Origin of the sequence: Rhodopseudomonas telluris, assembly GCF_042432815.1 — a bacterium.
Lineage (GTDB): Bacteria > Pseudomonadota > Alphaproteobacteria > Rhizobiales > Xanthobacteraceae > Rhodopseudomonas > Rhodopseudomonas telluris.
Genome location: NZ_JBHLWM010000001.1, coordinates 1,363,172 through 1,387,914, shown reverse-complemented (window position 1 = coordinate 1,387,914; position 24,743 = coordinate 1,363,172). Strand labels below are relative to the sequence as shown.

Here is a 24,743-nt window from a genome sequence, read left to right as displayed (position 1 = left end):
CCGACTCCGCTCGTGCGTTGGAATGTCGCAGATTTCGTCTCACAGGAGTTAGCCATGAAGCGCATCGCTCTGTGTGCCGCGGTCCTCGCGGTCGCATTCACGTCCGCCGCCGAAGCCAAAGGCTGCATCAAAGGCGCCATCGTTGGCGGCGTGGCTGGCCACATGGCTGGGCATGGCAAGCTCGGGGCCGTAGCCGGCTGCGTCATCGGCCACCACGAAGCCAACAAGGCCGACAAGAAAGCACAGCAGCAGACCAACCAGACGAACTAATCGATCGAACGGCAACACCGTCGCCGCGTCGCGCGAAGCAGTCAGGTCTGTGACCAGACCTGACTGCTCTGCTGAGATTGCAGAACCTTGATGGTTACGGCGTCAGCACGGCGCGACCGATCAGCTTGCCTTTCTGCAGATCAAGCAGTGCCTGGTTGGCTTTGGGCAATGGCAACGGCGTGACTGGGATTGGCGCGATCTTCTTGGCGCGGACAAGATCGAGCAGTTCCTGCGTCTCCGCAAGATTGCCCACATAGCTGCCCTGGATGGTGATGGCCTTCATCGGAATAAAAGGCAGCGCCCAGGGCGCGCCCCCGCCGAACAGGCCGACGATCACAAGCTTGCCGCCCTTGGTGAGACAATCAAAACCGAGCTGTGCGGTCTGCGCGTTGCCGACGAGGTCCAGCGCGCCGCGGATCGGCATTCCGGCCTTCGCCATGATCTGCTCCAGTGCGTCGGACGCGGCGCCGTCGACCGACGCCAGCGCGCCGGCCTTCTCGGCCGCCTCGCGCTTTGACGCGTCGATGTCGACCATGATGGCGCCCTTGCCCCCCATTGCCTTCAGCAAAGACAGCGCCATCAATCCGAGCCCGCCGGCGCCAAAGATCACAATCGGCTCGTCCAAGCAGAATTCGAGCTTCTTCAGCGCACTGAACGTGGTGATGCCCGAGCACGCGTAGGGCGCCGCAGTCACGGGATCGAGCCCGTCGAGGCTGAGCAGATAGCGCGGATGCGGCACGATCAGTTCGTCCGAGTAGCCGCCATCGCAATACACGCCGAGGAAGCGCGGCTTGAGGCACATGTTCTCGTCGCCGGCCTTGCACACCGCGCACTGGCCGCAACCGATCCACGGATACACCAGCGCGACCTGCCCGATTTTCGCATCCTTGGCATCGGGCCCGGCCGCGACGATCTCGCCGACGGTCTCGTGGCCCATCGTCAGCGGCAGCGCGACGCCGCGATCGGCAAGCGACAGCTTCTTGCGGCCGTGACCGAGTTCGTAGCCGCCTTCCCAGATGTGCAGATCGCTGTGGCAGACGCCGGCCGCCTTTACGCGGACCAGAACCTGAGTGCCGGTCAGTTCCGGCGTCGGGCGGTTTTCCTCGCTGAGCGGCTGGCCGAAGCCGGTAACACGGAAACTCTTCATGCGCGTTCTCCCCGATTATCGTTGAGGCAAAATATGACACGCCGCTGCAGGATCGTCGACCCGGTACGGCTTCATGCTGCCGAGCGAAATTCGTCGGCTGTTCGTTGCACCAGCTCGGCCACGTTCACGACGCCGCCGACGCCCGATGCGGAATGGCCCGCGCTCCAGATATCGCGCCAGCGCTTGGGCCGCTGCTCCCGCGCACCGACGTCGATGTCCTTGCCAATGTCGATCGCACCACGCTCCGGCAGATCGTCGGGATCGAGCCCCGCTGCGACGATCGAGGGCCGCAGCATGTTGGTCTGCAATCCGGTGAACGCCTTGGTGAGCAGGATGTCGTCGGCTGAGGACGACACCACCATGGCCTTGTAGCGCGGATCGGCGAGACTCTCCTCCGTGGCGATGAACTTGGTCCCCATATAAGCGAGGTCGCAGCCGAGAGCCGTCGCCGCGCGCAGCGCCACGCCATCGCTAATTCCGCCAGCCAGCACGATCACGCCGTCATAGAACTTGCGCACCGCGCGGGCGAAGGAGAACGGATTGAGCCATCCCGTCTGACCGCCCGCACCCGCAGTCAGCAGCACCAGCCCATCCGCGCCTGCTGCCGCCGCGCGTTCGGCATGACGAATACTCGCGACGTCGGCCAGCACCATCGCGCCAGCGTCGTGCAGCGGCTTGATCACCGGCTCGGGCGAGCCGACGCTGGTGATCACGATCTCGGGCTTGTGCGCCAGCAGCACCGTCAGGTCGTCGGCGAGCCGCGCGTTGGAGCGATGCACGATCAGATTGGGACACCAAGGCGCGGCGCGGCGACCGGATTTATCCGCGTGCGCTTGTGTGCGCTGTTCGATCGCGCTGATCCAGTCGTCGAGTTGTTCCGTACTACGGCAATTCACAGTCGGAAACGATCCGATTACCCCGCTTGTGCACGCCGCAGTGACCAGATCGACACCAGACACCAGAAACATCGGCGCCGCGATCAGTGGCAGTTCGAGCCTTTCGCGGAATTTACTGAGACGATCGGGTGCAGCCACGGTTGTTCCTCCTCATCATCTTTGCTGTTTCGCCGTAGCATCGGCGTGCTACTCTTGGTCTGAACATTGGCACGCGCAAAAGCCGATGACAAACATTCGGGAGCAAGCCCCATGACCGACGCCCTCAACGCATTCCCCACGGCCGGCACGCAAACGCTGCGCGCGCTGTCCCGCTATCCGACGCGCACCGCGTTCAGCTGGCCAGGCGGGACGCTGAGCTATCGTGGCGCGATCGACATGATCGGCAGCATCCAGAAGGTGTTCATGGGACTCGGCGCGCAGCCCGGCACCCGCGTTGCGATGCTGACCGCGAACCGCGCCGAAACCTGGTGCGCCGGTGTCGCCGCGCAGCTCTGCCGCTTCGCCATCACCTGGCTGCACCCGCTCGGCTCGCGCGAAGACCAGATCGACCAGATCGAAGATTCCGGCGCGGAGATTCTGGTGATCGACGCGGCGGCATTCCTGCAGCGTGGCGGCGAACTGGCGATGCAGGCACGCGGTCTGCGCCATGTCTTCACCGTCGGCCGCGCCGATTACGGCCTCGATTTGCTGGTCGCGCTAGGCAAGGCCGGCAGCGCCACGCCGAAGGATTTCGCGCAGCTCGACGACGTCGCCGTGCTGAACTACACCGGCGGCACCACCGGAAAATCCAAGGGCGCGCTGCGCCGGCATCGCGAGAACGCCGGCTTCGCCAGTGCCATTCTGGCCGACTTCGAAATTCCGATGGATCCGCGCTATCTCACCGTAGCGCCGATCAGCCACGTCGCGGGCACCAAGGTTCTGCCGGCGCTGATGCGCGGCGGCACCATTCACATGATGAAGGGCTTCGATCCCGAAGCCGTGCTGCAGACCATCCAGCGCGAAAAGATCAACTTCACGCTGTTCGTACCGACGATGATCTACGTACTGCTCGATCATCCGGCTCTGTCGAAAACGGACTTGAGCTCGCTCGATCTGGTGCTGTATGGCGCGTCGCCGATGTCGCCGACGCGGCTGATCGAAGGCATCGAGCGGATCGGACCGGTGTTCTCGCAGCTCTACGGCCAGACCGAGTGCTATCCGGTGTCGGTGCTGCGCAAGGCCGATCACGATCCGAAGCAGCCCGAGTTGTTCCTGTCCTGCGGCTTTCCGATCGCCGCCTGCGACGCGCGGATCCTCGACGACGACGATCAGGAAGTCGCAGACGGCGAAGCCGGCGAAATCTGCGTGCGTGCGCCGCACGTGATGAAAGAATACTGGAAGCGGCCCGAGCAGACTGCCGATACGCTGAAGAGCGGCTGGCTGCACACCGGCGACATCGCCAAGCGCGACGATCGCGGCTACATGTACATCCTCGACCGCAAGAAGGACATGATCGTCTCGGGCGGCTTCAACATCTTCCCGCGCGAAGTCGAAGACGTATTGTCGACCCACAGCGGCGTCGCGATGGTCGCCGTCGTCGGCGTGCCTGACGACAAATGGGGCGAAGCCGTCACCGCCGTCGTGGTAACCAAACCCGGCGCGCAACCCGACGAGCGTGAACTGATCGAGCTGGTGAAGAGCCGCAAGGGCTCGGCGCATGCACCGAAGCAGATCAAGTTCGTCAGCGAAATGCCGATGACCGGCGTCGGCAAAATCGACAAGAAAGTGCTGCGCGCCGAATTCTGGCAAGGCCGCGATCGAATGGTCGGTTAGTTACTTCGCCATGCCCAGGCTTGTCCCGGACATCCACGTCTTTGCCGCGCGGTTTGGTTCAAGGCATTGATGGCCGGACCGAGCCCGGCCATGACGGCATTTGCAGATGTCGGCTACGACCTGAATAGCCGCGTGTACTGCGTTTCGTGGCGGAGGCTGGCGAGGTCGGCGCGGAAGGTGGCGCTGCCGAGGTCATCGAGCGACGCGGCCAGAGCGCGGTCGCCGGTGGCGATGACGATCGGCTCGAGCGCGGCGAGGACGCGCTGGCTGTCGGTCTGGCCGAGCGGGACCAGCCGGGCGCCGGCGGAGATCCAGTTCGACACCACCGCGTGCAGAAACGCGTGCAGCGTGGCGGCGAGCGGCACGCCGTGCACGGCGCTGACGAGGCCGACCGCGACCGGATAGGCCAGCGCGCCGTCACAAGCCTTCACGGCGCGCTCCAGCCCGTCGCTGGCCCAGGCAGTGCGCACGATCTCGATGAAAGCGCGGCCCTGCGCGGTGGTTTCGAGATGACGCTCGGCCGATGGCACGAAGGCGACGGCCAATTCGGCGATATCCCGCAGCGCCGGCTCGTTTCCGGTTGCGACGGCGCGGTACGCGTGGGCGAGGAACACGCCGTCACAGAAGCCCGCCCCGTGTTCGAGCATCGCGGCGAGCCAGTCGCGCAGGCTCGTTGCATCTGTGATATCACCCGCTTCCACCGCCCATTCGAGGCCGCTCGAATAAGAGAACGCGCCGACCGGGAACGACGGCGACAGCCAGGTCATCAGCCGATACAGCGCCGCGCCCTGCTGCGCCGATAGCGGTTCGTCGGCCGATGCGCCCCGCTCAGTGGTCATGCTTGTGGGAATGGCCGTGCGCGTGGCCGTGATCGTGGCCGCAGTGCTCGTCGTGCACATGCTCGCTCGCCGCATGATCATGGTGCCCGTGATCATGGTGTCCATGATCGTGCTTGCGGTCATGCGCAGCATGGGCGTGATCGTGATGATCATGGCCGTGGTGATCGTGATGACCATGATCGTGGCCCGCATGACCATGATGCCCGTGCGCGCCCCCGCCGCTCTCGTGCGCCGGCGCGTAGGCGCCTCCTTCCGGATCGAACGGCGCTTCGATTTCGACCACCTTGCCGCCCAGCCCTCTCACCATCTCGGCGATGACGTGGTCGCGGCGGATGCGCAGCGCCTTCGCCATGATCTGCGTCGGCAGATGCCGGTTGCCGAGATGCCAGGCGAGCCGCACCAGATGCAGCGGATCGCGGCCGCGGATCTCCAGCAGCGGCTCGGGCGCGGCGACGACTTCCACCAGCCGGCCGTCGTCGAGCACCAGCGCGTCGCCGCCACGCAGCGCGATCGCGTGTTCGAGATCGAGCAGGAATTCGAGGCCGCGGGTGCCGGTCATCGCCATCCGCCGGCGATGGCGATCGTCGAATGCCAGCACGACGGTGTCGGCCGCCGGCTCCTTGAAATGATATTGACCGTGAACTTTGCTGGCTCGGATCATGAAGGGCTCATCGCATATCAGGACGAACCCGATGCTTTAGAGCATTTCCCGGGCAAGGGAAATCCGGATCACACGGCACGGCGAGGACTTCATGAGCCCTTTGAAACGGCTGTATGCGGCTCGATGGAAGTGACCACCTCCCCGTCGTCATTGCGAGGAGCGAAGCGACGAAGCAATCCAGAGGCTCGGCACACCGGTGCTGGATTGCTTCGCGGAGCCTGTCATCGGGCGGCGCTTTGCGCCGACCCGTTGGCTCGCAATGACGCGGAGAGGCATCTCAGAACGTCTCGACCTTGCCGTCGCTGATGATCTCGATCACCGTCGGCGAGGCCTTGAGCGGCGTCGACAATTCGCGCCACACTTTCATGTGCGGCGCGCGGGCGTGGGCGTTGAGATCCTGGCGACTCTCCCAGCGCTCGACCACCACGAAGGTGTCCGGATCGTTGATCGAGATGTGGCTCTCGTAGGAGATGCAGCCCTTCTCCTTGCGGGTCTCAGCGATGCAGGCCTTGGCGCCTGCGATGAAGGCCTCACGCGCCTCCGGCTTCACCCGGGTGGTGGCGACGACGTAGATCATGGGGATTGTCCCTTCTCGTTGATCGCGGTCGCGCCGCTTACTTCACGTCGACCTTGGCGGGCGTTATGATTTCGATCTTCGGCGGCGCCGCCAGGCACTTCGCCGCGGCGCGGCCGAACGCCTTGAAGTGCTCGGTCTTGCCGTGCGGGCCGAGCGCTTCTGCGTTTTCCCACTGCTCGACGAACACCATCTGGGTCGGATCGGTGACGCTCTCGTGCAGATCGTAGGCGACGTTGCCGGGTTCCTGGCGCGTGCCGGCAATGCACTCCTTGGCGGCGGCGATCAGCTCGGCCCGCATCTCGGGCTTCACGGTGAGTGTGGCGACGACATAGATCACGAAAATTCCTCCCGGCGGTTTATCGTTGCGGCAATTGCCGCGCGGACATTAGGCGGATGCGCGGGGCGATGCAAAGGGGCCAAGGTGCATCAAGCCCCGTCATTACCGGGCTTGACCCGGCAATCCATCCTCTTCGCCAAATGTCCTTTGCTCAGCGCGCTGCCTCGCTGCGAATCTGATTGAATTATCAAACAGCCACGGCGAATCGGTCTCGCGGCGCATGATGCGTCCGAGCTTTGCGCCCGTCGCTTCACAGCGAGGGGTGGGGGCGCGCCGGCTGGCGCAAAATGGGTGAGTTTTCGCGATGGTTTTGCGACCATCGCGCAACGCCTTCCGGCGCGCCCACCGCGGCGCTTTCTGATTTCAGGCCCGTGCTTCCGGCGACAGGCAAGGGTAATGAAACCCCACTGATCCGGCGGATTACGCCGCCTTCACCTGCCTCCGTCCAGCGAACTAACAAGTCGCAGAGCCTCGTAGTAGGCCCGGACGGGTCCCCGAAACCTCCCGGACGCATGGGTGCGAGCCACGCGCGCGGGACGCCGCGTCCGTTCGGCTCTGCCGGCACTTTGCCGGCGTCCTCGAACCATCGTTCCGGACCGGTGACCCGGCCCGCCGATCTGTCCCGCTGACCGACGCCTCGCGACAGCGCCCCTCACGGACAGGACGGCGGGGACTATAGTCCTTCTAGGAATAATGTCAAGGTCTGTAGCCCGGATGGAGCGGAGCGAAATCCGGGGTCGCGCTGGCGGTCATCCGTGGGCGATGTCCGTGTCGATGTGCAGCCCTCGATTACGCTTCGCTGCATCGAGGCTACGGGCTGCGCCCGCGCCCCCACGTCATCGCCCGGCTTGACCGGGCGACCCAGTATTCAAGGGCGTTCATTTGAAGCACAGCACTTCAACCGAAGTGCTCTGGGATACTGGGTCACCCGCTTTCGCGGGTGATGACCGCTGAGGAGTATGGCTCCTCTTCGCCTAAGCGATATTCAGAACATGAAGTAGCGCTGCGCCATCGGCAACACGTCGGCCGGCGCGCAGGTGAGGAGTTCGCCGTCGGCGCGGACTTCGTAGGTTTCGGGGTCGACTTCCAGCTTCGGCGTAGCGTCGTTGTGGATCATGCTCTTCTTGGAGATGCCGCCACGGACGTTGCTGATCGGAACCAGCGTCTTGGCGATGCCGAGATCGCGGGCCAGATTGCCGGCGGCTGCCGCCTGCGAGGTGAACACGACCGACGACGCGGTCAGCGCCTTGCCGTAGGCGCCGAACATCGGCTGATAGTGCACCGGCTGCGGCGTCGGGATCGAGGCATTGGGATCGCCCATCGGCGCCGCGACGATGCTTCCGCCCTTGATGATGCAGTCCGGCTTGACGCCGAAGAACGCCGGCGACCACAGCACGAGGTCGGCCATCTTGCCGACCTCGACCGAGCCGATCAGCTTCGACACGCCATGCGCGATCGCCGGGTTGATGGTGTACTTGGCGATGTATCGCTTGACGCGAAAATTGTCGTTGCGCGACGTGTCCTGGGAGAGCGCGCCGCGCTGCTTCTTCATCTTGTCGGCGGTCTGCCAGGTGCGGATGATGACTTCGCCGAGCCGGCCCATCGCCTGGCTGTCCGACGACATCATCGACAGCGCGCCGAGGTCGTGCAGGATATCTTCGGCCGCGATCGTCTCCTTCCGGATGCGGCTCTCGGCGAACGCCAGATCCTCGGCGATCGATGGATCGAGATGGTGGCACACCATCAGCATGTCGAGATGCTCGTCGATGGTGTTGCGGGTGAACGGCCGCGTCGGATTGGTCGACGACGGCAGCACGTTCTCCAGGCTCGCGACCTTGATGATGTCCGGCGCGTGGCCGCCGCCGGCGCCTTCGGTGTGGAAGGCGTGGATGGTGCGGCCCTTGAACGCCTTCACCGTGTCTTCGACGAAGCCGCTTTCGTTGAGCGTGTCGGTGTGGATCATCACCTGGATGTCGTACTCATCCGCCACGGTGAGGCAGTTGTCGATCGCCGCCGGCGTCGTGCCCCAGTCCTCGTGCAGCTTCAGCGCGCAGGCGCCGCCTTCGATCATCTCCTTGAGTGGGCCGGGGAGCGCGGCGTTGCCCTTGCCGGAGATGCCGAGATTGACCGGGAAGGCATCGAACGACTGAATCATCCGGCCGATGTGCCATGGGCCCGGCGTGCAGGTCGTCGCGAAGGTGCCGTGCGACGGGCCGGTGCCGCCGCCGAGCATCGTGGTGACGCCGCTCATCAGCGCGTGCTCGATCTGCTGCGGGCAGATGAAATGGATGTGGCTGTCGAAGCCGCCGGCGGTGAGGATCTTGCCCTCGCCGGCGATGACGTCAGTGCCCGGGCCAATGATGATGTCGACATTCGGCTGGATGTCCGGATTGCCGGCCTTGCCGATCGCGCTGATCATGCCGGCCTTGAGCGCGACGTCGGCCTTGACGATGCCCCAATGGTCGACGATCAGCGCGTTGGTGATCACCGTGTCGGCGGCGCCGTCCTTGTTGGTCACCTGCGACTGGCCCATGCCGTCACGGATCACCTTGCCGCCGCCGAACTTCACCTCCTCGCCATAGGTGGTGAAGTCCTTCTCGACCTCGATGATCAGATTCGTGTCGGCGAGCCGCACGCGGTCGCCGGTGGTCGGGCCGAACATGTCGGCATAGACGGAACGTGAAATTCTGGTGCTCACAACACGGCCCTCCCGCGCGCGGCGGTTTCGTCGAAGAGTTGTTCGAGACGCTGGTTGACGCCGCGACAGCCGGCCGCGACCTGCTCTGCCCAGTCGAGATAATCGATCAGCCGCTCGCGCTCCCAATCGTCCGGCGGCGACAGGATCAGCGAGCGCAGATTGCTGGTCTTGTCGGCGAGCTTGATCATGCGCGCGCGCGGCGTCAGATGCGGCGCGTGTTCGATCTGCAGCCGCTTGCGCTCGAGTTTCGGCAGCGTCTTGTCGTCGGTGACTTCGACCACGAGCGATGCGACGTCGTCGCTGAATTCGGAGGCGAGGTCGTCGCGGGTGACGCCGGTGTCCTCGATGGTGTCGTGCAGCCAGCCCGCTGCGGTGAGCGGCGCATCGCCGCCGTCAGTCGCGACCGTCAGCAGCAGCGCGACTTCGGCGAGGTGATTGACGTAAGGCTCCTTGTCGGCACCCTTGCGCCGCGTTCCGGCATGACGGCGCGCGGCGAAGTCGGCGGCGCGGGAGACCAGCACGAGATCCGTCATCTACAGCTTGCCCATCACGTCGCCGCGGAAGCCGTAGATGGTGCGGCCGCCGGCGAGCGCGACCAGTTGCACGTCGCGGCTCTGGCCGGGCTCGAAGCGCACGGCCGTGCCGGCCGCGATGTCGAGCCGCATGCCGCGCGCCTTGTCGCGGTCGAAGCGCAGCGCCGGGTTGGTTTCGAAGAAATGATAGTGCGAACCGACCTGGATCGGCCGGTCGCCGGTGTTCGCCACCGTCAGCGTCACCGTGGCGCGCCCGGCATTGAGTTCGATTTCGCCGTCTTCGATGAAGAGTTCACCGGGGATCATGGACTTCTCCTGCAAGCTCATGGTTCGAGACGCGCGCCTGCGGCGCGCTCCTCACCATGAGGGCATCAACACGGGCAGACCTCATCCTGAGGAGCGCCCGCAGGGCGCGTCTCGAAGGATGAGCGCGACAATGCGACATGCGCGACTACCTGATCGGCTGGTGCACGGTGACGAGCTTGGTGCCGTCGGGGAACGTGGCCTCGACCTGGATGTCGTGGATCATCTCGGCGATGCCGTCCATGCATTGGGCGCGGGTGAGCACCTCGGCGCCCGACTTCATCAGCTCGGCGACGCTGCGGCCGTCGCGGGCGCCCTCGACGATGAAATCGGTAATCAGCGCGATCGCCTCGGGATGGTTGAGCTTGACGCCGCGCTCCAGGCGCCGGCGTGCGACCATCGCCGCCATCGAGACCAGCAGCTTGTCCTTTTCGCGGGGGGAGAGATTCATGAAGGCACTCGATCGATTGCAGAACTCGTGGGGCGCGGTACGCCCGGTTCAGACTAACTAAACCACAGCCGTGGCAGCGCGCGGCCGGCGGCGCGACGCAGCACCGCGACCATGTCGGCGCGCAGCTTCGCGGCATCTTGAGCGCAGAACCGCGCCATTGCAATTCCATTCCAGGCGGTGATGCCGACCTCGGCGCCGAACGCATCGGCGTCTTCGCGCAGGCGCTCGACCAGCGCGGCGTCGCCCGGCGCGATCAGTGCGGTGCCGATGGCGACGCCGCCTTTGGCGACCGCGGGCCGATCCAGCAACGCGGCGATGTCGCCGTCAAGCCGGACGGTTTCGGCGAAGACCAGCTTGCCGCCAACCCGCAGCCGCCAGCGATCGACGAAGCGGCCGGTCCGCATCGTCTCGCCCATCGCCGAGCGGCCGAAAATGACGGATTCGCACAGCAGCAGCGACGCGCCGGCCGCGAGCTCGATGTCGATGCGGCGCTCGGCGCGGGCCTGATCGAACAGAATGGTCTCCTGCGGCAGCCAGGCCAGATGGCCGCCCTCCGCGACGCGCAGCGCGATCTCGAGCTGCGCCGACGGGCCGTGCGAGCGATAGACCTTCTCGGCGGCGGCGGTGGTCAGCGTCAGCCGTGCGCCCTCGTCGACCGTAATATCGATACCGAAGCGGTCGCCGCCAGCGACGCCGCCCGCGGTGTTGACCAGCACAGCGGAGAGCCCCTGCTGCTCGGGCGAGGGAAAGCGGACGCGGAGCGAGCCGGATTCATGCAACTGCCCGCGCCGCGTGGCGCCATCGACGGCGCGGACGTCGAACGCCACCGCGCCCTGGGCACGATTGCCGGCGAACACCGCCGACTCGGCTGCGCTGGTGTCGGTCTGCATCCTTCCCCCGGGCCGCGGCCGACCGGCCGCGCGTGATTACAGCGCCATCTGCCGGCTGATCTCGGCGGGATCAAGGTTGGCGCGGTCGCAGGTGTACTTCACTGCGCCGCGGTCCATCACCGCAAAGCTGTCGCCGAGTTCGCAGGCGAAATCGAGATATTGCTCGACCAGCACAATGGCGATGTTGCCGAGGCTGCGCAAATAGGAAATCGCGCGGCCGATGTCCTTGATGATCGACGGCTGGATGCCCTCGGTCGGCTCGTCGAGCAGCAGCAGTTTGGGCCGCATCACCAGCGCGCGGCCGATCGCGAGTTGCTGCTGCTGGCCGCCCGAGAGGTCGCCGCCGCGGCGGCCGAGCATCGAATTCAGCACCGGAAACAGCGAGAACACGTCGTCGGGGATCGACTTGTCGGCGCGCTTCAGCGGCGCGTAGCCGGTCTTGAGATTTTCCTCGACGGTGAGCAGCGGAAAGATCTCGCGGCCCTGCGGCACCAGCGAGATGCCACGCCGCGCGCGCTCGTAGGGCTTCAGATGCGAGATGTCGGCGCCGTCGAAGGTGATCGAGCCCGACGCGATCGGCTGCTGGCCGACCATCGCGCGCAAGAGGCTGGTCTTGCCGACGCCGTTCCGGCCGAGCACGCAGGTCACCTTCCCCGGCTCCGCCGCGATCGACACCCCGCGCAAGGCCTGCGCCGCGCCGTAGTAGAGGTTGATGTTGTCGACGGTCAGCATTGGCTTCCTCAATACGTACGTTCAGCAAGGGCTCGCGTGAATTGCACTGCAGTCATCCCACTCACCGGCCGTCATCCCCCGCGAATGCGGGGGATCCAGTACGCCGTAGCGTCGCGATATAAAAGCGACACTCTGGAATACTGGGTCGCCCGCTTTCGCGGGCGATGACGGTTGGGAGTATGGAGACGCATTAGTCCATATCATCAGTCCACATCACCGTCCCAAATACACCTCAACCACCCGCTCGTTCGCCGAGACGTCGTCGATCGTGCCCTCGGCCAGCACGGTGCCTTCGTGCAAACACGTCACCTTGACGCCGAGTTCGCGGACGAAGGTCATGTCGTGTTCGACGACGACCACGGTCTTGTCGTGGCTGTTGATCTCTTTGAGGAGCTCGGCGGTCTGATGGGTCTCGACATCTGTCATGCCTGCGACCGGTTCGTCGACCAGCAACAGCTTCGGGTCCTGCGCCAGCAGCATGCCGATCTCGAGCCACTGCTTCTGACCGTGCGACAGGTTACCGGCGAGGCGGTCACGGGAATCGCCGAGCTTGATGATCTCGAGCACGCGGTCGATCCGCTTGCTCTCCGGCTCGCTGCGCCGCCAGAACAGCGTGCCGCGGACGCGGTGATCGACGTTGAGCGCCAGCAGCAGATTGTCCTCGATGGTCTGGCTCTCGAACACCGTGGGCTTCTGGAATTTGCGGCCGATGCCGAGCTTGGCGATCTCGGTCTCGTCGAGCTTGGTGAGGTCGGTGGTACCGTCGAACACCACCTCGCCTTTGTCGGGCTTGGTCTTGCCGGTGATGATGTCCATCATCGTGGTCTTGCCCGCGCCGTTGGGGCCGATGATGGCGCGCATCTCGCCGGGCTCGAGCGTCAGCGACAGATTGTTGATCGCGTGGAAGCCGTCAAACGAGACGTGGACGCCGTCAAGATACAGCATCGCCGAGGTGGTGCGGGTTTCCAGCAGGCTCATCGCGCTTACTCCGCCATCTTCGGCGCGATCACGCCGTCTTCGCGCGCGGCGCTCTCGCGCGCCGCCGCGGCCGCATCGTCGCGCTTGGCCTGGTCCTTCTCCCTGCCCTTCTCCCACCAGGCGTTGAAGGTGCCGATGATGCCCTTGGGCAGCAGCAGCGTCACCAGCACGAACAGCGCGCCGAGCATGAACAGCCAATACGGCGCCAGCGGCCCGGAGGTGAACACGGTCTTGGCGTAGTTGACCACGACGGCGCCGAGCGCCGCGCCCACCAGCGTGCCGCGGCCGCCAACCGCGACCCAGATCACCGCCTCGATCGAATTGGCCGGGGCGAATTCGCCGGGGTTGATGATGCCGACCTGCGGCACGTACAGCGCGCCGGCGACGCCGGCCATGCAGGCCGACAGCGTGAACACGAACAGCTTGTAGGATTCGACCCGGTAGCCGAGGAACCGGGTGCGGCTCTCGGCGTCGCGGATCGCGATCAGCACCTTGCCGAGCTTCGAGGTGACCACCGCACGGCAGATCAGGAAGCCGATGCCGAGCGCCAGACAGCTCAGCACGAACAGCGCCGCGCGCGTCCCGTCGGCCTGGACGTTGAAGCCGAGGATGTCCTTGAAGTCGGTCAGGCCGTTATTGCCGCCGAAGCCGAAATCGTTGCGGAAGAAGGCGAGCAGCAGCGCGTAGGTCATCGCCTGGGTGATGATCGACAGATACACGCCGGTGACGCGCGAGCGGAACGCCAGCCAGCCGAAGCAGAACGCGAGCAGACCCGGCACGATCAGCACCATCAGGGCGGCGAACCAGAAATGGTCGAAGCCGTACCAGTACCACGGCAGTTCCTTGTAGTTCAGGAACACCATGAAGTCCGGCAGGATTGGATTGGCGTAAACGCCGCGGGTGCCGATCTGGCGCATCAGGTACATGCCCATCGCGTAGCCGCCGAGCGCGAAGAACGCGCCGTGGCCGAGCGAGAGAATGCCGCAATAGCCCCAGATCAGATCGATCGACAACGCGAGCAGTGCGTAGCAGACATATTTGCCGAACAGCGAGATCAGATAGGTCGGCACGTGCAGGAACGAGCCGTCCGGCAGCAGCAGATTCGACAGCGGCAGCAGAATTCCGACCGCGGCGAGCACCAGCAGGAACACCGTCGCGCTGCGGTTCAGCGAGCGGGTGAGGATGTGCGGGGTCATGACACCGCCTTTGCGTCATTGCGAGGAGCGAAGCTACGAAGCAATCCAGCGTCCTCGACGCGAAGCTCTGGATTGCTTCGCTTCGCTCGCAATGACGTGGCGAGTGTCGTGAACATCGCCGCGAAACGGCGCCTCTTAGCGAGCAATGAACTTGCGGCGCGTCCTCCCCTCCCCCTTGCGGGGAGGGGTCGGGGGTGGGGGGCCACGGGCACTGAGCTTGTGGCAAGTGCCCCCACCCCAGCCCTCTCCCGCAAGCGGGAGAGGGAGTCGGGCTGCGGCGCGGGGCGAAAGTGGTGCGCGACAATCATCCTCATGCCTCCACCGCCCTGCCCTTCAGCGCGAACAGGCCGCGGGGGCGTTTTTGGATGAAGAGGATGATCAGCACCAGGATGGCGATCTTGCCGAGGACGGCGCCGGCGAACGGCTCGAGGAACTTGTTGGCGATACCCAGCGAGAAGGCGCCGACCAACGTGCCCCACAGGTTTCCGACTCCGCCGAACACCACCACCATGAAGCTGTCGATGATGTAGCTCTGGCCGAGATTGGGCGAGACGTTGTCGATCTGCGACAGCGCCACACCGGCGATGCCGGCGATGCCGGAGCCGAGGCCGAAGGTCAGCGCATCGACGCGCGAGGTGGCGATGCCCATGGACGCGGCCATGCGGCGGTTCTGGGTCACGGCCCGCATCTCGAGGCCGAGCGCGGTGTAGCGCAGCATCGCCAGCAGGATCGCGAACACCGCCAGCGTAAAGCACAGGATCCACAGGCGATTGTAGGTGATGGTGATCTGGCCGAGTTCGAACGCGCCGCTCATCCAGCTCGGATTGCCGACTTCGCGATTGGTCGGGCCGAACAGCGTGCGCACCGCCTGCTGCAGGATCAGCGACAACCCCCAGGTGGCGAGCAGCGTCTCTAGCGGACGACCGTAGAGAAAGCGGATCACGCTACGCTCGATCAGCACGCCGATCGCGCCGGCGACCACGAAAGCGAGCGGCACAGCGATCAGCAGCGAATAGTCGAACAGCGCCGGATAGCGGGTGCGGATCGCCTCCTGCACCACGAAGGTGGTGTAGGCCCCGAGCATCACCATCTCGCCATGCGCCATGTTGATGACGCCCATCACGCCAAAGGTGATGGCGAGGCCGATTGCGGCGAGCAGCAGCACCGAGCCGAGCGACAGCCCATACCAGGCGTTCTGCACCATCGACCAGATTGCCAGATTGCGCTCGATCGCCGCCTTGGCGCTGGCGATGCCGCTGGCAACGGCGGCGCTCTGCTCGGCCGGCACGCCGGTGAGCAGCGCCATCGCGTCCTGATCGCCGCGGGCCTTGATGGTGGCAATGGCGTCGAGCTTGTCGACATCCGACGCGCCTTGCTTGAACAGCAGGATCGAGGCGCGGGCCTCGGTGAAGGCGCGCTTGGCGGCGGCGTTCTTCTCGGCCTTCAGCGCCGCTTCGACGGTCGGCAGCATGGTCTCGTCGTGGGTCTTGAACACCGACTGCGCGGCCTGAATGCGCTTGTCGAGATCGGGCGACAGCAGCGTCAGGCCGGCCATGGCGCCGGCGACGACGCGGCGGAGCTTGTTGTTGAGCCGGACGGCGCTCGCCTTGGCGGGCAGCGCGGCGACGGCCTCACCACTGGCCGCATTCGTGATCTTGCCGTCGTCGGCCTTGATGAAGGCGGCCTTGCTGTCGGGGTCGGCGTAGAGCTTGCCGTCCTGCAGCGCGATGATGATCGGGGCGGCGCGCGGATTGCCGCTGGCGATCAGTTTCCCGATCGCGTCCTCGGTGTCGGAAAAGGAGTCCTGCGAAAACTGCGCGATCGCGTCTTCATAAGAACCGGCGAAAGCCGGCAGGGCGGCGAAGCTCGCACATGCGATCGCCACGGCGGCGAACACGAGGCGCAATGAACGGATCAATGGCACTGAATTATCCCGGCAAGGATGAAGGTGCGTCGGATCAGGATCGAAAGGGCGGCGCGCGCTGCGTCGCCGCCCTTTCGTCACGCGTCAATCAGCGGGCGATCAGGAGCCGCCGCACTTCTTGGTCACGGTGTTGTAGTTGCCGCACTTCAGCGTCACCCAATCACCGATCAGGTCCTTGGAGCCGTCCAGTTCCTTCGACCAGGCGTCGCCCGGCACCAGGCCCGGGGTCTTCCAGACCACGTCGAACTGGCCGTCAGCCTTGATCTCGCCGATGAACACCGGCTTGGTGATGTGGTGGTTCGGCAGCAGTTCCGAGATACCGCCGGTCAGGTTCGGCGCCTTGGTGCCCGGCAGGGTGTCGATCACCTTGTCGGTGTCGGTCGTGCCGGCCTTCTCGACCGCCTTCACCCACATGTTGAAGCCGATATAGGTGGCTTCCATCGGGTCGTTGGTCACGCGCTTCGGATTCTTGGTGTAGGCCTGCCACTCCTTGATGAACTTCTCGTTCTCCGGCGTCTTGATCGACTCGAAGTAGTTCCAGGCAGCGAGATGGCCGACCAGCGGCTTGGTGTCGATGCCGGCGAGCTCTTCTTCGCCGACCGAGAACGCCACCACCGGAATGTCGGTGGCCTTGATGCCCTGGTTGCCGAGCTCCTTGTAGAACGGCACGTTGGCGTCGCCGTTGATGGTCGAGACCACGGCGGTCTTCTTGCCGGCCGAGCCGAACTTCTTGATGTCGGCCACGATCGTCTGCCAGTCGGAATGACCGAACGGCGTGTAGTTGATCATGATGTCTTCCTGCTTGACGCCCTTCGACTTCAAGTAGGCTTCGAGGATCTTGTTCGTGGTGCGCGGATAGACGTAGTCGGTGCCGGCCAGCACCCAGCGCTGCACCTTTTCTTCCTTGGCGAGATAATCGACCGCCGGGATCGCCTGCTGGTTCGGCGCGGCGCCGGTGTAGAACACGTTGCGCTCGCTCTCCTCGCCCTCGTACTGCACCGGATAGAACAGGATCGAGTTGAGCTCCTTGAACACCGGCAACACCGACTTGCGCGACACCGAGGTCCAGCAGCCGAACACCACGGAGACCTTGTCCTTGGTGATCAGCTCACGAGCCTTCTCGGCGAACAGCGGCCAGTTCGACGCCGGGTCGACCACCACCGCTTCGAGCTTCTTGCCGAGCACCCCGCCCTTCTTGTTCTGCTCGTCGATCAGGAACAGCACCGTATCCTTCAGCGTCGTTTCGCTGATCGCCATGGTGCCGGACAGAGAGTGCAGAACGCCGACCTTGATGGTGTCCTCAGCGGCTTTCGCCGGCGCGAAGGCCGACAGGCCGATGGCCAGACCCGCGGCGGCTGCGACTACGGCGCGCCGGCTCAATGCCGTCTTCCTCGAAAATTTGGGTTCGATACGCATGCGGTTGTAATCTCCCTGGACGCAGAATGATGCTCGGCCCCACGGCCGTCTGCGGCGAAGGAATCGCAAGAAGCATGCCATGCATGCATCCGCGCTTAACTACTTGATAACGCCTCACAAAAAGGCATCACCCAAATCCCGCACTTTACGCATCTGCACAAATTTTACGTCGCCGGAATGCATGCAGCTTAAACATTTTGCATAAAATATAAGCAAAAACGCCTGCCTGACCAATTTGCACTCTCAGCCTGCCTCATCGCGCCGCGCAATTCGACCTTGAAAGCGCCGCTTTGATGTTCCATATGAGTTGCAAGACCTTGAGACTCGTCAGGTCGCCGCGAGCCGCGTGTTCTGATCCCCCTGCCCCTGAGTTCGGACAGCGGTTTCTGGCTCGTCTTTCAGCCGATTAGAGCCACGCTCCCAACACGCGAGCGTCCCGGTTTGCGCCTGCTCCCGACGAGAGCGTCGGGCGCCTGCTTTCACAATGGAAAGAACCAATCTTTTGACCTCGTTTCAGGATTTCGGCCTCGCCGATCCCATCTCCCGTGCGCTTCAGGACGAAAATTATCACACCCCGACGCCGATCCAGGCGCAAACCATTCCGCTGGCGCTGACCGGCCGCGACGTCGTCGGCATCGCCCAGACCGGCACCGGCAAGACCGCCTCGTTCGCGCTGCCGATCCTCCACCGCCTGCTTGAGAACCGCATCAAGCCGCAGCCGAAGAGCTGCCGCGTGCTGGTGCTGAGCCCGACTCGCGAACTGTCCGGCCAGATCCTCGACAGCTTCAATGCCTATGGCCGCCATCTCCGTCTCAGCGCCACGCTGGCGATCGGCGGCGTTCCGATGGGCCGACAGGTCCGCGCCCTGATGCAGGGCGTTGAAGTGCTCGTCGCGACCCCGGGCCGCCTGCTCGACCTCGTGCAGGGCAATGCCCTGAAGCTGTCGCATGTCGAATTCCTGGTGCTCGACGAAGCCGACCGCATGCTCGACATGGGCTTCATTAACGACATCCGGAAGATCGTCGCCAAGCTGCCGATCAAGCGGCAGACGCTGTTCTTCTCGGCCACTATGCCGAAGGACATCGCCGACCTCGCCGAGCAGATGCTGCGCGATCCGGCCCGCGTCGCCGTCACCCCGGTGTCGTCGACCGTCGAGCGCATCAACCAGCGCGTGATCCAGCTCGATCACTCGGCCAAGCCGGCGATGCTCGCGCAGATCCTGCAGGCCGACGGCGTCAACCAGGCGCTGGTGTTCACCCGCACCAAGCACGGCGCCGACAAGGTCGTGAAGGGCCTGCAGCGCGCCGGCATCTCCGCGGACGCGATCCACGGCAACAAGTCGCAGAACTATCGTGAGCGCGTGCTCGCGTCGTTCCGCACCGGCGAACTGCGTACGCTGGTCGCGACCGACATTGCCGCCCGCGGCATTGACGTCGACGGCGTCTCCCACGTCGTCAACTTCGATCTGCCGAACATTCCCGAGACCTATGTCCACCGCATCGGCCGCACCGCGCGCGCCGGGGCCGACGGCACCGCGATCTCGCTCTGTGCCGGCAGCGACGAGGCCGGCTACCTCCGCGACATCGAGAAACTGATCAAGGTGTCGCTGCCGAAGGAAGACCACCGCACCCCCGGCGCCAAGCCGCCGCCGCCCGCGCAGCAGCGCGGCGGTCAGCGCAACGGCGGTCAGCCGCATCGCGGCCAGCGGAGCGGCCCCGCCCCGCATCAGGCTCGCGGCGAAGCCGGTGCCAACGACCCGCGCCGTCCGCGCCGCGGCGGTAACCCGAACGCCGGCCGACACCCGGACGCGCGTCATACCGATACCCGTCATCCGGACGCCGGCCGCCACGAACCGGCCGCCCGGCCGCAGCATGGCGGCCCCGGTGGCGGTGGCGAGGGCCTTCAGGGCGTCGCTTTTTTGCAGCGCAAGAATCGGCCTGCTAAGACGACGACTCAACGACCGCAACGCTGATCAAGACCGATCTGGAGATCACCGATGGCTAAAGAAGAGCTGATCCAGTTCGAAGGACTGGTGACCGAAATCCTTCCCGACGCGCGGTATCGTGTCCAGCTGGACGCCGGACACGAGATCGTTGCCTACACCGCAGGCAAAATGAAGAAGAACCGGATCAAGACGCTGGCCGGCGACCGGGTGACGATCGAGATGTCGCCCTATGATCTGGAGAAGGGCCGCCTGATCTTCCGCCATAAGGACGAGCGTCCGGGCGGAACGGGCGCGCCGCGCGGCGCCCCGCCGCGGGGTCAGTTCCGGCGCAGGTAAGCCGCTGGATCGACACGACCACATGCGCTTTGCCCTTTCGCAGAGCGCGTTTTCCCGATGGATGCGAAACCCGCGCCTCCAAAAAATCCCGCATGTCAGGATTGTTTTGAGCGCAGGCTTCGCATAATATGGGTTAATCGATTTTCGGCCGGACGACATTAGCTACTACCGGTACAGCCGGTTCAGACGCTGACGACCCTTCCAAAAATTCGATGCCACCAGCCCGCCTGGCCACCAGATGGGCTCCGACCGTATCTATATTTAGAAGGGACTACCCCGTGAGCATGGGAACCGTGAAGTGGTTCAACGCGACCAAGGGCTACGGCTTCATCCAGCCGGATGATGGCGGTAACGACGTTTTCGTTCACATCAGCGCCGTCGAGCGCGCGGGCCTCGGCACGCTGCGTGAAGGCCAGAAGATCAGCTACGAAATCGTTGCCGATCGTCGCTCTGGCAAGTCGTCGGCCGACAACCTGCGTTCTGCCGGCTAAGCAGATCGTCCGGGACTAAGCTACCGAGGGCCGCGCCACAGCGCGGCCTTTTTAATTTGTGGACAAACTCGTCGAGACGACCGCCGACGGGCTCGATGGCAGTGAGCCAGCCGCCCCGCTCGAGCCTCAGAAGGTCGGGCAGCTCGATGTGCCGTACAGCACGCAGATCGACTGGCGCGGACGCGTGTAGGACAGATCGCTCAGCGTGATTCCAGCCGGCGCAACGACGTAGCCGACTGTCGGCTTATACAGATACGCGACCTCGCTCAGGATGAGATAGGTCTTCGTGACCTTCAGACCGTCGGGGATCGAGATCGTGTCGCCCTGCTTCCTCGTCGAATTGATCAGCGTCGTGGTGACGGTGCCGCCGCTTTGCGCCACGGTGGCCGATTTACTCCACTGCACCTTCGCGACGCCGGCATCGTTCACGTAGATCTCGGAGATCACCGCATTCACCGTGTCGATCGGGTACGGCGACAACACGCCGTAGCTGGCCGCGAACACGTTCTTGAGATCGCTGTCGGTCACCGTTGTCGCCTGCGACACCAGATCCGACAGCGTCCGCGCCACCAGCGTCACCTTGCGGTCGACCGCGATACCGGCGGATAGTTCGACCGTCGCGAAGAACGTCACCAGCATCAACGGCACGATGAAGGCGAATTCGGTGGCCGCCACGCCGCTGCGATCGCGCAGCAGCCGTCGCCCCGATCGCTGCGCCTTCCGCCAGACCTTCAACAGCCGTCTCATGAACCGATCCTAATTGTAAGGCTCGTTGCGAAACGCGGCGGTAGCGGTCAACAGCCGCTTGCTGCCAGTCAGATTGGAGATGTTGTAGCCGAGGCCGGTGACGAACAGCGGCCACTGATAGAAAGCCCGTACCACCACGATCTGGCCCGCGGTGCCTGGGCTGTACTGCATGCTGTTGATGAAATTCTTGTTGGCGTCGATCGGCTGCGTGACGTTGACGGTCGAGAAATCGCTGCCGTAGCTGCGCACGTCGACATAGACGCCGTTACAGTCGAACATGCTGCTCAGCTTCCCGCACAGCGCTGTCTTGAATTGGCTCTGGGAATATGCCGCGCTCTGCGCCTGACCGGTCAGGATCAACCGCGCCGAATCCTGAACTGCGGTTTCCAGCACCTGCCCCGCAAAGAACATGAAGGCGGTCTCGATGATGGCGAAAAGCAACCCGAAAAAGATCGGCGCCACCATCGCGAACTCGACCGCCGCCGAGCCACGGCGGCTGCCGCGGAAGCGTCGCAGCAGCATAATGGCGCGCGCCATCAACAACGAACTCATCGGCGATCTCTCGGCGTCTGACGGGTTTCCCTGCGGTGAACCTAGTCAAAACACATTGTGGAAGTGTTTCGCCGGATCGAGACAAAATCGACCGCGCCGTAGAGACTTCGTTAACCACGAAGCCGCCGGCGGGAGCGGCTCCGCAGCCGTCGCCGCCCGGGTGGCGGCAATGCGTTGCGTCAATTGCTCTTCGTGGCCGACGCGCCGGTCGCCTGATTGTTCAACGTCCCGGCCTGATCGATGGTGGCTTTGAAGTAGGGCTCGGAATCGCCCAGCGTGATCCGGCGCTGGCAGACGGGCATGCAGCTATAGGACTCGCGCTCGACCCCGCGATACACCGTCACCACCTTGTCCATCGGGCCTTCGACCTGAATCAGACGGTCGGCGATCACCGCCCCCTTGCGGTCCATGGCAATGACATTGGTGGCGCCGTAGCCCTTGCCGGTGACGACCACCATGCCGCCGGGCTGCATCGTGACGTCGGCGATCAACGGATTGCCGACCACCAGCGTCGAGATGTTCTGCGGCAGCCTGATCAGCTTGGCCTGATCGACATTGACCGAGATGGTCTCTTCGGTGCCCGCCGAGACGGCCGACGCCGTACTCAGCGCAAGCACCAGGGAAGACGTCACAAGCGCGGCGCGTGCACTGCGCGAGAGTTTGATCGACATACTGTACTCCGGGACATCAACAAGCCGACCAAAGCAGATACGCAGCGGGGCCGGCGCCCGACATGGCAAATGTGCCGTTAATTGATGAATGAACCGCAAACACCCACGACTCAACTTGAACGACCTGTCCGGTTGTGAGGCGATTCCGCACCACATCCGTGATCAGCGGTAGCGGGCTGCAGAAATCGTTCGAATTTTCGATTAGTTTAATCCTGCATTCACTCTACTCAAGAAGTCGCCGTTGACCCCATGTTTCAGCAATCGAATTAACTGCGCTGCAATTTCCAGCTTCTAGGTTCCACGCATGGTCGCGGTGCTGAGAACGCCGGCAAGACCAAACTTAGTTCGACAGCCACGGGCACATGGAGCTACTTCCCAATGAAGAACATTCTCGCGCGTTTCGTTAAGGACGAGTCGGGCGCCACCGCGATCGAATACGGCCTGATCGCCGCTGGTATCGCTCTCGCCATCATCGTCGCCGTCAACGGCATCGGCAGCAAGCTGAACACGGCGTTCACCGCCATCAGCGGCAACCTGAAGACTCAGTAATCGAGCCTTCCGTCGCGACAAGGCCCCGGCCGAGCCGGGGCCTTTTCTTTCCTGCAGCCGTCCCGCGATCGTCGCCAGTCCGAGTCACGCGTATGAGTCGATCCGATCCGGCATTTCCGACCGGCACCACAAGGCCGGCGCTGCGCGAGATCGCCGCCACACAAGCGGTTTGCGCAGCTCTTCTGCTCGGCATTGTGGCGCTGGCCGTCCGTATCGCGCTGGTCTGGTGACCAGGGTTTTCGTTTTCCGATCGTTCACCTCTACGGGATAGCTTGCCCGCTCCGGTTCGCGGCGGTCGCGGCCATTCCTTTCGGCGAGACTCGACGATGATCGCTGACCTGTTGCGCCTGTCGCTGTTCCCGGCCCTGATGGCCTTCGCGGCATCCAGCGACCTCTTTACGATGACGATCCCCAATCGTGTCTCGTTGTTGCTGATCGCCGGATTCCTGGTGCTCGCGCCGATGAGCGGGATGAGCATCGAACAATTCGGATGGCATCTGGCGGCCGGCGCCGCGGTGCTCGTCGCAGCCTTCACGTGTTTCGCGATGGGCTGGATCGGCGGCGGCGACGCCAAGGTTGCGGCAGCGGCGGCGCTGTGGTTCGGCTTCGCCCACCTGCTCGACTACTTGCTCTACGTTTCGCTGTTCGGCGGAGCTCTGACGCTTCTGTTGCTCGGCTTCCGGCAATGGCCGCTCCCCTACCCGTTCCACGGCCAGGCCTGGTTGACCAGACTGCACGCCCAGGACACAGGCATTCCCTACGGCATCGCGATCGCGCTGGGCGCGCTGATGGTCTATCCGCAGACCGAGTGGATCAAGGCCGTCGACGTCGCGCGGTTCACGCTGCACTGACAGCGCGAGAACGTCTCGTTAACTCGATTTAGATACGCGTCATTAACCATGCTTTGACGAATAGCTGGTCAACTCCAGCTACTGCGGCGGGGTCCGTCGCGAGTCATCCGGGAAGTGAAAGCGTATGAACACCGCGCGCATCGTCGTTCTGGCCATTGCGATCGGCGCTGGCGCCGTCGCGGCGTATCTTGCCAGCAGCGGCGGTGGGCAGGAGACCGCCGGTCCGCCCGCGCCGGTGGCGCAACTCCCGACCGTCGACGTGCTGGTCGCCAAATCCGACATTCCACTCGGCCAGCCGGTCGGCCCCGACGACGTTCAGTGGCAGAGCTGGCCGGCGGCCACCGCCAGCTCGCAGTTCATCCGCCGCAACGAACAGCCCGAAGCAGGCCGGCAGATCGCCGGCTCGATCGCGCGGTCGCCGTTCATCGCCGGCGAGCCGATCCGCGAACAGAAACTGGTGAAGGCAACGGGCTCCGGATTCATGGCCGCGATCCTGCCGACCGGGATGCGGGCGATCTCCACCGAAATTTCGCCCGAGACCGGCGCCGGCGGGTTCATCCTGCCGAACGATCGCGTGGACGTCATCCTGTCGAAGCGCGACCGCAACCCCGACCGCGCCGGCGGCGGGGGCGAGACCGTGAATTCCGAGATCATTCTGAGCAACGTTCGCGTGCTCGCGATCGACCAGACCATCGAGGAAAAGAACGGGCAGAAGGTCGTGGTCGGCAAGACTGCGACGCTCGAGCTGAAGCCCGAGCAGGCCGAATTCCTCGCGCGGGCGCGGCAGAGCGGCACGCTGTCGCTGGCGCTGCGCAGCCTCGCCGACGCCAACGCCCCCGCCGTGACCGACGACAGCGCCGGCGGCAAACGCGACAGCATCAACGTCGTTCGTTACGGCGTCGCAACCCAAACGACGATGCCGAAGTGAGCAGAGAGACGGA

The 24,743-nt window shown here is 64.6% G+C and carries 28 protein-coding genes; 9 read left to right on the top strand and 19 right to left on the bottom strand.

Annotated elements, in window-relative coordinates; all coding sequences use genetic code 11:
- The first annotated feature begins 54 nt into the window (after positions 1 to 54).
- On the top strand, positions 55 to 270 hold the full coding sequence (locus ACFFJ6_RS06265) for a hypothetical protein (protein ID WP_378385469.1): 216 nt from the start codon (positions 55 to 57) through the stop codon (positions 268 to 270).
- A 94-nt stretch (positions 271 to 364) separates the two neighbouring features.
- On the opposite strand, the gene ACFFJ6_RS06260 is transcribed toward ACFFJ6_RS06265, so the two are convergent.
- Positions 365 to 1,417: an alcohol dehydrogenase gene (locus tag ACFFJ6_RS06260; protein ID WP_378385467.1), complete on the bottom strand. Its 1,053-nt coding sequence runs from the start codon at positions 1,415 to 1,417 to the stop codon at positions 365 to 367.
- A 71-nt stretch (positions 1,418 to 1,488) separates the two neighbouring features.
- Positions 1,489 to 2,451: an NAD(P)H-dependent flavin oxidoreductase gene (locus tag ACFFJ6_RS06255; RefSeq protein ID WP_378385465.1), complete on the bottom strand. Its 963-nt coding sequence runs from the start codon at positions 2,449 to 2,451 to the stop codon at positions 1,489 to 1,491.
- Between the two features lie 111 nt (positions 2,452 to 2,562).
- On the opposite strand from ACFFJ6_RS06255, the gene ACFFJ6_RS06250 reads away from it, so the two are divergent.
- Positions 2,563 to 4,125: an AMP-binding protein gene (locus ACFFJ6_RS06250; RefSeq protein WP_378385463.1), complete on the top strand. Its 1,563-nt coding sequence runs from the start codon at positions 2,563 to 2,565 to the stop codon at positions 4,123 to 4,125.
- A 113-nt stretch (positions 4,126 to 4,238) separates the two neighbouring features.
- Here ACFFJ6_RS06250 and ACFFJ6_RS06245 read toward each other — a convergent pair whose 3' ends face one another.
- From ACFFJ6_RS06245 to urtA, 14 genes are all read right to left on the bottom strand, one after another.
- Positions 4,239 to 4,964, bottom strand: a complete 726-nt coding sequence (locus ACFFJ6_RS06245) for an urease accessory protein UreF (protein ID WP_378385461.1) — start codon at positions 4,962 to 4,964, stop codon at positions 4,239 to 4,241.
- A complete protein-coding gene (locus ACFFJ6_RS06240; protein ID WP_378385459.1) occupies positions 4,954 to 5,625 on the bottom strand; it encodes an urease accessory protein UreE in 672 nt (223 codons plus the stop codon). Before ACFFJ6_RS06240 ends, ACFFJ6_RS06245 begins: the two co-directional genes overlap by 11 nt.
- 277 nt (positions 5,626 to 5,902) lie before the next feature.
- Complete coding sequence (locus ACFFJ6_RS06235) at positions 5,903 to 6,202, bottom strand: putative quinol monooxygenase (RefSeq protein ID WP_378385457.1); 300 nt, start codon at positions 6,200 to 6,202, stop codon at positions 5,903 to 5,905.
- Positions 6,203 to 6,239: 37 nt separating this feature from the next.
- On the bottom strand, positions 6,240 to 6,539 hold the full coding sequence (locus tag ACFFJ6_RS06230; RefSeq protein WP_378385455.1) for a putative quinol monooxygenase: 300 nt from the start codon (positions 6,537 to 6,539) through the stop codon (positions 6,240 to 6,242).
- 985 nt (positions 6,540 to 7,524) lie between these two features.
- Positions 7,525 to 9,237: an urease subunit alpha gene (ureC, locus tag ACFFJ6_RS06225; protein WP_378385453.1), complete on the bottom strand. Its 1,713-nt coding sequence runs from the start codon at positions 9,235 to 9,237 to the stop codon at positions 7,525 to 7,527.
- Positions 9,234 to 9,770: an HD domain-containing protein gene (locus ACFFJ6_RS06220; RefSeq protein ID WP_378385451.1), complete on the bottom strand. Its 537-nt coding sequence runs from the start codon at positions 9,768 to 9,770 to the stop codon at positions 9,234 to 9,236. Before ACFFJ6_RS06220 ends, ureC begins: the two co-directional genes overlap by 4 nt.
- The gene (locus ACFFJ6_RS06215) at positions 9,771 to 10,076 is read right to left on the bottom strand and encodes an urease subunit beta (protein ID WP_378385448.1); all 306 of its coding nucleotides are present in this window, start codon (positions 10,074 to 10,076) and stop codon (positions 9,771 to 9,773) included.
- 145 nt (positions 10,077 to 10,221) lie between these two features.
- A complete protein-coding gene (locus tag ACFFJ6_RS06210; protein ID WP_378385445.1) occupies positions 10,222 to 10,524 on the bottom strand; it encodes an urease subunit gamma in 303 nt (100 codons plus the stop codon).
- A gap of 53 nt (positions 10,525 to 10,577) precedes the next feature.
- A complete protein-coding gene (locus tag ACFFJ6_RS06205; RefSeq protein ID WP_378385442.1) occupies positions 10,578 to 11,414 on the bottom strand; it encodes an urease accessory protein UreD in 837 nt (278 codons plus the stop codon).
- Positions 11,415 to 11,450: 36 nt separating this feature from the next.
- Positions 11,451 to 12,146, bottom strand: coding sequence for an urea ABC transporter ATP-binding subunit UrtE (gene urtE / locus ACFFJ6_RS06200; protein WP_378385440.1), 696 nt, complete (start codon positions 12,144 to 12,146; stop codon positions 11,451 to 11,453).
- 213 nt (positions 12,147 to 12,359) lie between these two features.
- Positions 12,360 to 13,124 (bottom strand): urea ABC transporter ATP-binding protein UrtD, encoded by a 765-nt coding sequence (gene urtD / locus ACFFJ6_RS06195; protein WP_378385437.1) that lies wholly within the window; start codon positions 13,122 to 13,124, stop codon positions 12,360 to 12,362.
- Positions 13,125 to 13,129: 5 nt separating this feature from the next.
- Positions 13,130 to 14,320 carry an urea ABC transporter permease subunit UrtC gene (urtC, locus tag ACFFJ6_RS06190; RefSeq protein ID WP_378385434.1) on the bottom strand — a complete coding sequence of 397 codons (1,191 nt, stop codon included), beginning with the start codon at positions 14,318 to 14,320 and terminating at the stop codon, positions 13,130 to 13,132.
- Positions 14,321 to 14,630: 310 nt separating this feature from the next.
- Complete coding sequence (urtB, locus tag ACFFJ6_RS06185; protein WP_378385432.1) at positions 14,631 to 16,244, bottom strand: urea ABC transporter permease subunit UrtB; 1,614 nt, start codon at positions 16,242 to 16,244, stop codon at positions 14,631 to 14,633.
- Between the two features lie 99 nt (positions 16,245 to 16,343).
- Positions 16,344 to 17,660 carry an urea ABC transporter substrate-binding protein gene (gene urtA / locus ACFFJ6_RS06180; protein WP_378385429.1) on the bottom strand — a complete coding sequence of 439 codons (1,317 nt, stop codon included), beginning with the start codon at positions 17,658 to 17,660 and terminating at the stop codon, positions 16,344 to 16,346.
- Positions 17,661 to 18,144: 484 nt separating this feature from the next.
- Between urtA and ACFFJ6_RS06175 the strand changes: the two genes are divergently transcribed.
- From ACFFJ6_RS06175 to ACFFJ6_RS06165, 3 genes are all read left to right on the top strand, one after another.
- Positions 18,145 to 19,632 (top strand): DEAD/DEAH box helicase, encoded by a 1,488-nt coding sequence (locus ACFFJ6_RS06175; RefSeq protein WP_378385427.1) that lies wholly within the window; start codon positions 18,145 to 18,147, stop codon positions 19,630 to 19,632.
- A gap of 24 nt (positions 19,633 to 19,656) precedes the next feature.
- Positions 19,657 to 19,941, top strand: a complete 285-nt coding sequence (gene infA / locus ACFFJ6_RS06170) for a translation initiation factor IF-1 (RefSeq protein ID WP_011503902.1) — start codon at positions 19,657 to 19,659, stop codon at positions 19,939 to 19,941.
- A gap of 278 nt (positions 19,942 to 20,219) precedes the next feature.
- Positions 20,220 to 20,432, top strand: coding sequence for a cold-shock protein (locus tag ACFFJ6_RS06165; protein ID WP_025588297.1), 213 nt, complete (start codon positions 20,220 to 20,222; stop codon positions 20,430 to 20,432).
- Between the two features lie 126 nt (positions 20,433 to 20,558).
- On the opposite strand, the gene ACFFJ6_RS06160 is transcribed toward ACFFJ6_RS06165, so the two are convergent.
- The 3 genes from ACFFJ6_RS06160 to ACFFJ6_RS06150 form a co-directional block, all read right to left on the bottom strand.
- Positions 20,559 to 21,179, bottom strand: a complete 621-nt coding sequence (locus ACFFJ6_RS06160) for a TadE/TadG family type IV pilus assembly protein (RefSeq protein ID WP_378385422.1) — start codon at positions 21,177 to 21,179, stop codon at positions 20,559 to 20,561.
- Positions 21,180 to 21,188: 9 nt separating this feature from the next.
- On the bottom strand, positions 21,189 to 21,731 hold the full coding sequence (locus tag ACFFJ6_RS06155; RefSeq protein ID WP_378385419.1) for a TadE/TadG family type IV pilus assembly protein: 543 nt from the start codon (positions 21,729 to 21,731) through the stop codon (positions 21,189 to 21,191).
- Positions 21,732 to 21,910: 179 nt separating this feature from the next.
- Positions 21,911 to 22,402, bottom strand: coding sequence for a pilus assembly protein N-terminal domain-containing protein (locus ACFFJ6_RS06150; RefSeq protein WP_378385417.1), 492 nt, complete (start codon positions 22,400 to 22,402; stop codon positions 21,911 to 21,913).
- 378 nt (positions 22,403 to 22,780) lie between these two features.
- On the opposite strand from ACFFJ6_RS06150, the gene ACFFJ6_RS06145 reads away from it, so the two are divergent.
- The 4 genes from ACFFJ6_RS06145 (at position 22,781) to cpaB (ending at position 24,730) form a co-directional block, all read left to right on the top strand.
- Positions 22,781 to 22,951 carry a Flp family type IVb pilin gene (locus ACFFJ6_RS06145; RefSeq protein ID WP_378385414.1) on the top strand — a complete coding sequence of 57 codons (171 nt, stop codon included), beginning with the start codon at positions 22,781 to 22,783 and terminating at the stop codon, positions 22,949 to 22,951.
- Between the two features lie 92 nt (positions 22,952 to 23,043).
- Complete coding sequence (locus ACFFJ6_RS06140) at positions 23,044 to 23,181, top strand: hypothetical protein (RefSeq protein WP_378385412.1); 138 nt, start codon at positions 23,044 to 23,046, stop codon at positions 23,179 to 23,181.
- Positions 23,182 to 23,277: 96 nt separating this feature from the next.
- A complete protein-coding gene (locus ACFFJ6_RS06135) occupies positions 23,278 to 23,802 on the top strand; it encodes an A24 family peptidase (protein ID WP_378385410.1) in 525 nt (174 codons plus the stop codon).
- Positions 23,803 to 23,926: 124 nt separating this feature from the next.
- Complete coding sequence (gene cpaB / locus ACFFJ6_RS06130) at positions 23,927 to 24,730, top strand: Flp pilus assembly protein CpaB (protein ID WP_378385407.1); 804 nt, start codon at positions 23,927 to 23,929, stop codon at positions 24,728 to 24,730.
- Positions 24,731 to 24,743: the final 13 nt, after the last annotated feature.

Bases quoted from the DNA above. Each gene is read 5' to 3' on its own strand.
- ACFFJ6_RS06265 (WP_378385469.1), top strand. From the start codon at position 55: ATGAAGCGCATCGCTCTGTGTGCCGCGGTCCTCGCGGTCGCATTCACG.
- ACFFJ6_RS06260 (WP_378385467.1), bottom strand. From the start codon at position 1,417: ATGAAGAGTTTCCGTGTTACCGGCTTCGGCCAGCCGCTCAGCGAGGAA.
- ACFFJ6_RS06250 (WP_378385463.1), top strand. From the start codon at position 2,563: ATGACCGACGCCCTCAACGCATTCCCCACGGCCGGCACGCAAACGCTG.
- ACFFJ6_RS06245 (WP_378385461.1), bottom strand. From the start codon at position 4,964: ATGACCACTGAGCGGGGCGCATCGGCCGACGAACCGCTATCGGCGCAG.
- ACFFJ6_RS06240 (WP_378385459.1), bottom strand. From the start codon at position 5,625: ATGATCCGAGCCAGCAAAGTTCACGGTCAATATCATTTCAAGGAGCCG.
- ACFFJ6_RS06235 (WP_378385457.1), bottom strand. From the start codon at position 6,202: ATGATCTACGTCGTCGCCACCACCCGGGTGAAGCCGGAGGCGCGTGAG.
- ACFFJ6_RS06220 (WP_378385451.1), bottom strand. From the start codon at position 9,770: ATGACGGATCTCGTGCTGGTCTCCCGCGCCGCCGACTTCGCCGCGCGC.
- ACFFJ6_RS06215 (WP_378385448.1), bottom strand. From the start codon at position 10,076: ATGATCCCCGGTGAACTCTTCATCGAAGACGGCGAAATCGAACTCAAT.
- ACFFJ6_RS06210 (WP_378385445.1), bottom strand. From the start codon at position 10,524: ATGAATCTCTCCCCCCGCGAAAAGGACAAGCTGCTGGTCTCGATGGCG.
- ACFFJ6_RS06205 (WP_378385442.1), bottom strand. From the start codon at position 11,414: ATGCAGACCGACACCAGCGCAGCCGAGTCGGCGGTGTTCGCCGGCAAT.
- urtE (WP_378385440.1), bottom strand. From the start codon at position 12,146: ATGCTGACCGTCGACAACATCAACCTCTACTACGGCGCGGCGCAGGCC.
- urtD (WP_378385437.1), bottom strand. From the start codon at position 13,124: ATGAGCCTGCTGGAAACCCGCACCACCTCGGCGATGCTGTATCTTGAC.
- urtC (WP_378385434.1), bottom strand. From the start codon at position 14,320: ATGACCCCGCACATCCTCACCCGCTCGCTGAACCGCAGCGCGACGGTG.
- urtA (WP_378385429.1), bottom strand. From the start codon at position 17,660: ATGCGTATCGAACCCAAATTTTCGAGGAAGACGGCATTGAGCCGGCGC.
- ACFFJ6_RS06175 (WP_378385427.1), top strand. From the start codon at position 18,145: ATGGAAAGAACCAATCTTTTGACCTCGTTTCAGGATTTCGGCCTCGCC.
- infA (WP_011503902.1), top strand. From the start codon at position 19,657: ATGGCTAAAGAAGAGCTGATCCAGTTCGAAGGACTGGTGACCGAAATC.
- ACFFJ6_RS06160 (WP_378385422.1), bottom strand. From the start codon at position 21,179: ATGAGACGGCTGTTGAAGGTCTGGCGGAAGGCGCAGCGATCGGGGCGA.
- ACFFJ6_RS06155 (WP_378385419.1), bottom strand. From the start codon at position 21,731: ATGAGTTCGTTGTTGATGGCGCGCGCCATTATGCTGCTGCGACGCTTC.
- ACFFJ6_RS06150 (WP_378385417.1), bottom strand. From the start codon at position 22,402: ATGTCGATCAAACTCTCGCGCAGTGCACGCGCCGCGCTTGTGACGTCT.
- ACFFJ6_RS06145 (WP_378385414.1), top strand. From the start codon at position 22,781: ATGAAGAACATTCTCGCGCGTTTCGTTAAGGACGAGTCGGGCGCCACC.
- ACFFJ6_RS06140 (WP_378385412.1), top strand. From the start codon at position 23,044: ATGAGTCGATCCGATCCGGCATTTCCGACCGGCACCACAAGGCCGGCG.
- ACFFJ6_RS06135 (WP_378385410.1), top strand. From the start codon at position 23,278: ATGATCGCTGACCTGTTGCGCCTGTCGCTGTTCCCGGCCCTGATGGCC.
- cpaB (WP_378385407.1), top strand. From the start codon at position 23,927: ATGAACACCGCGCGCATCGTCGTTCTGGCCATTGCGATCGGCGCTGGC.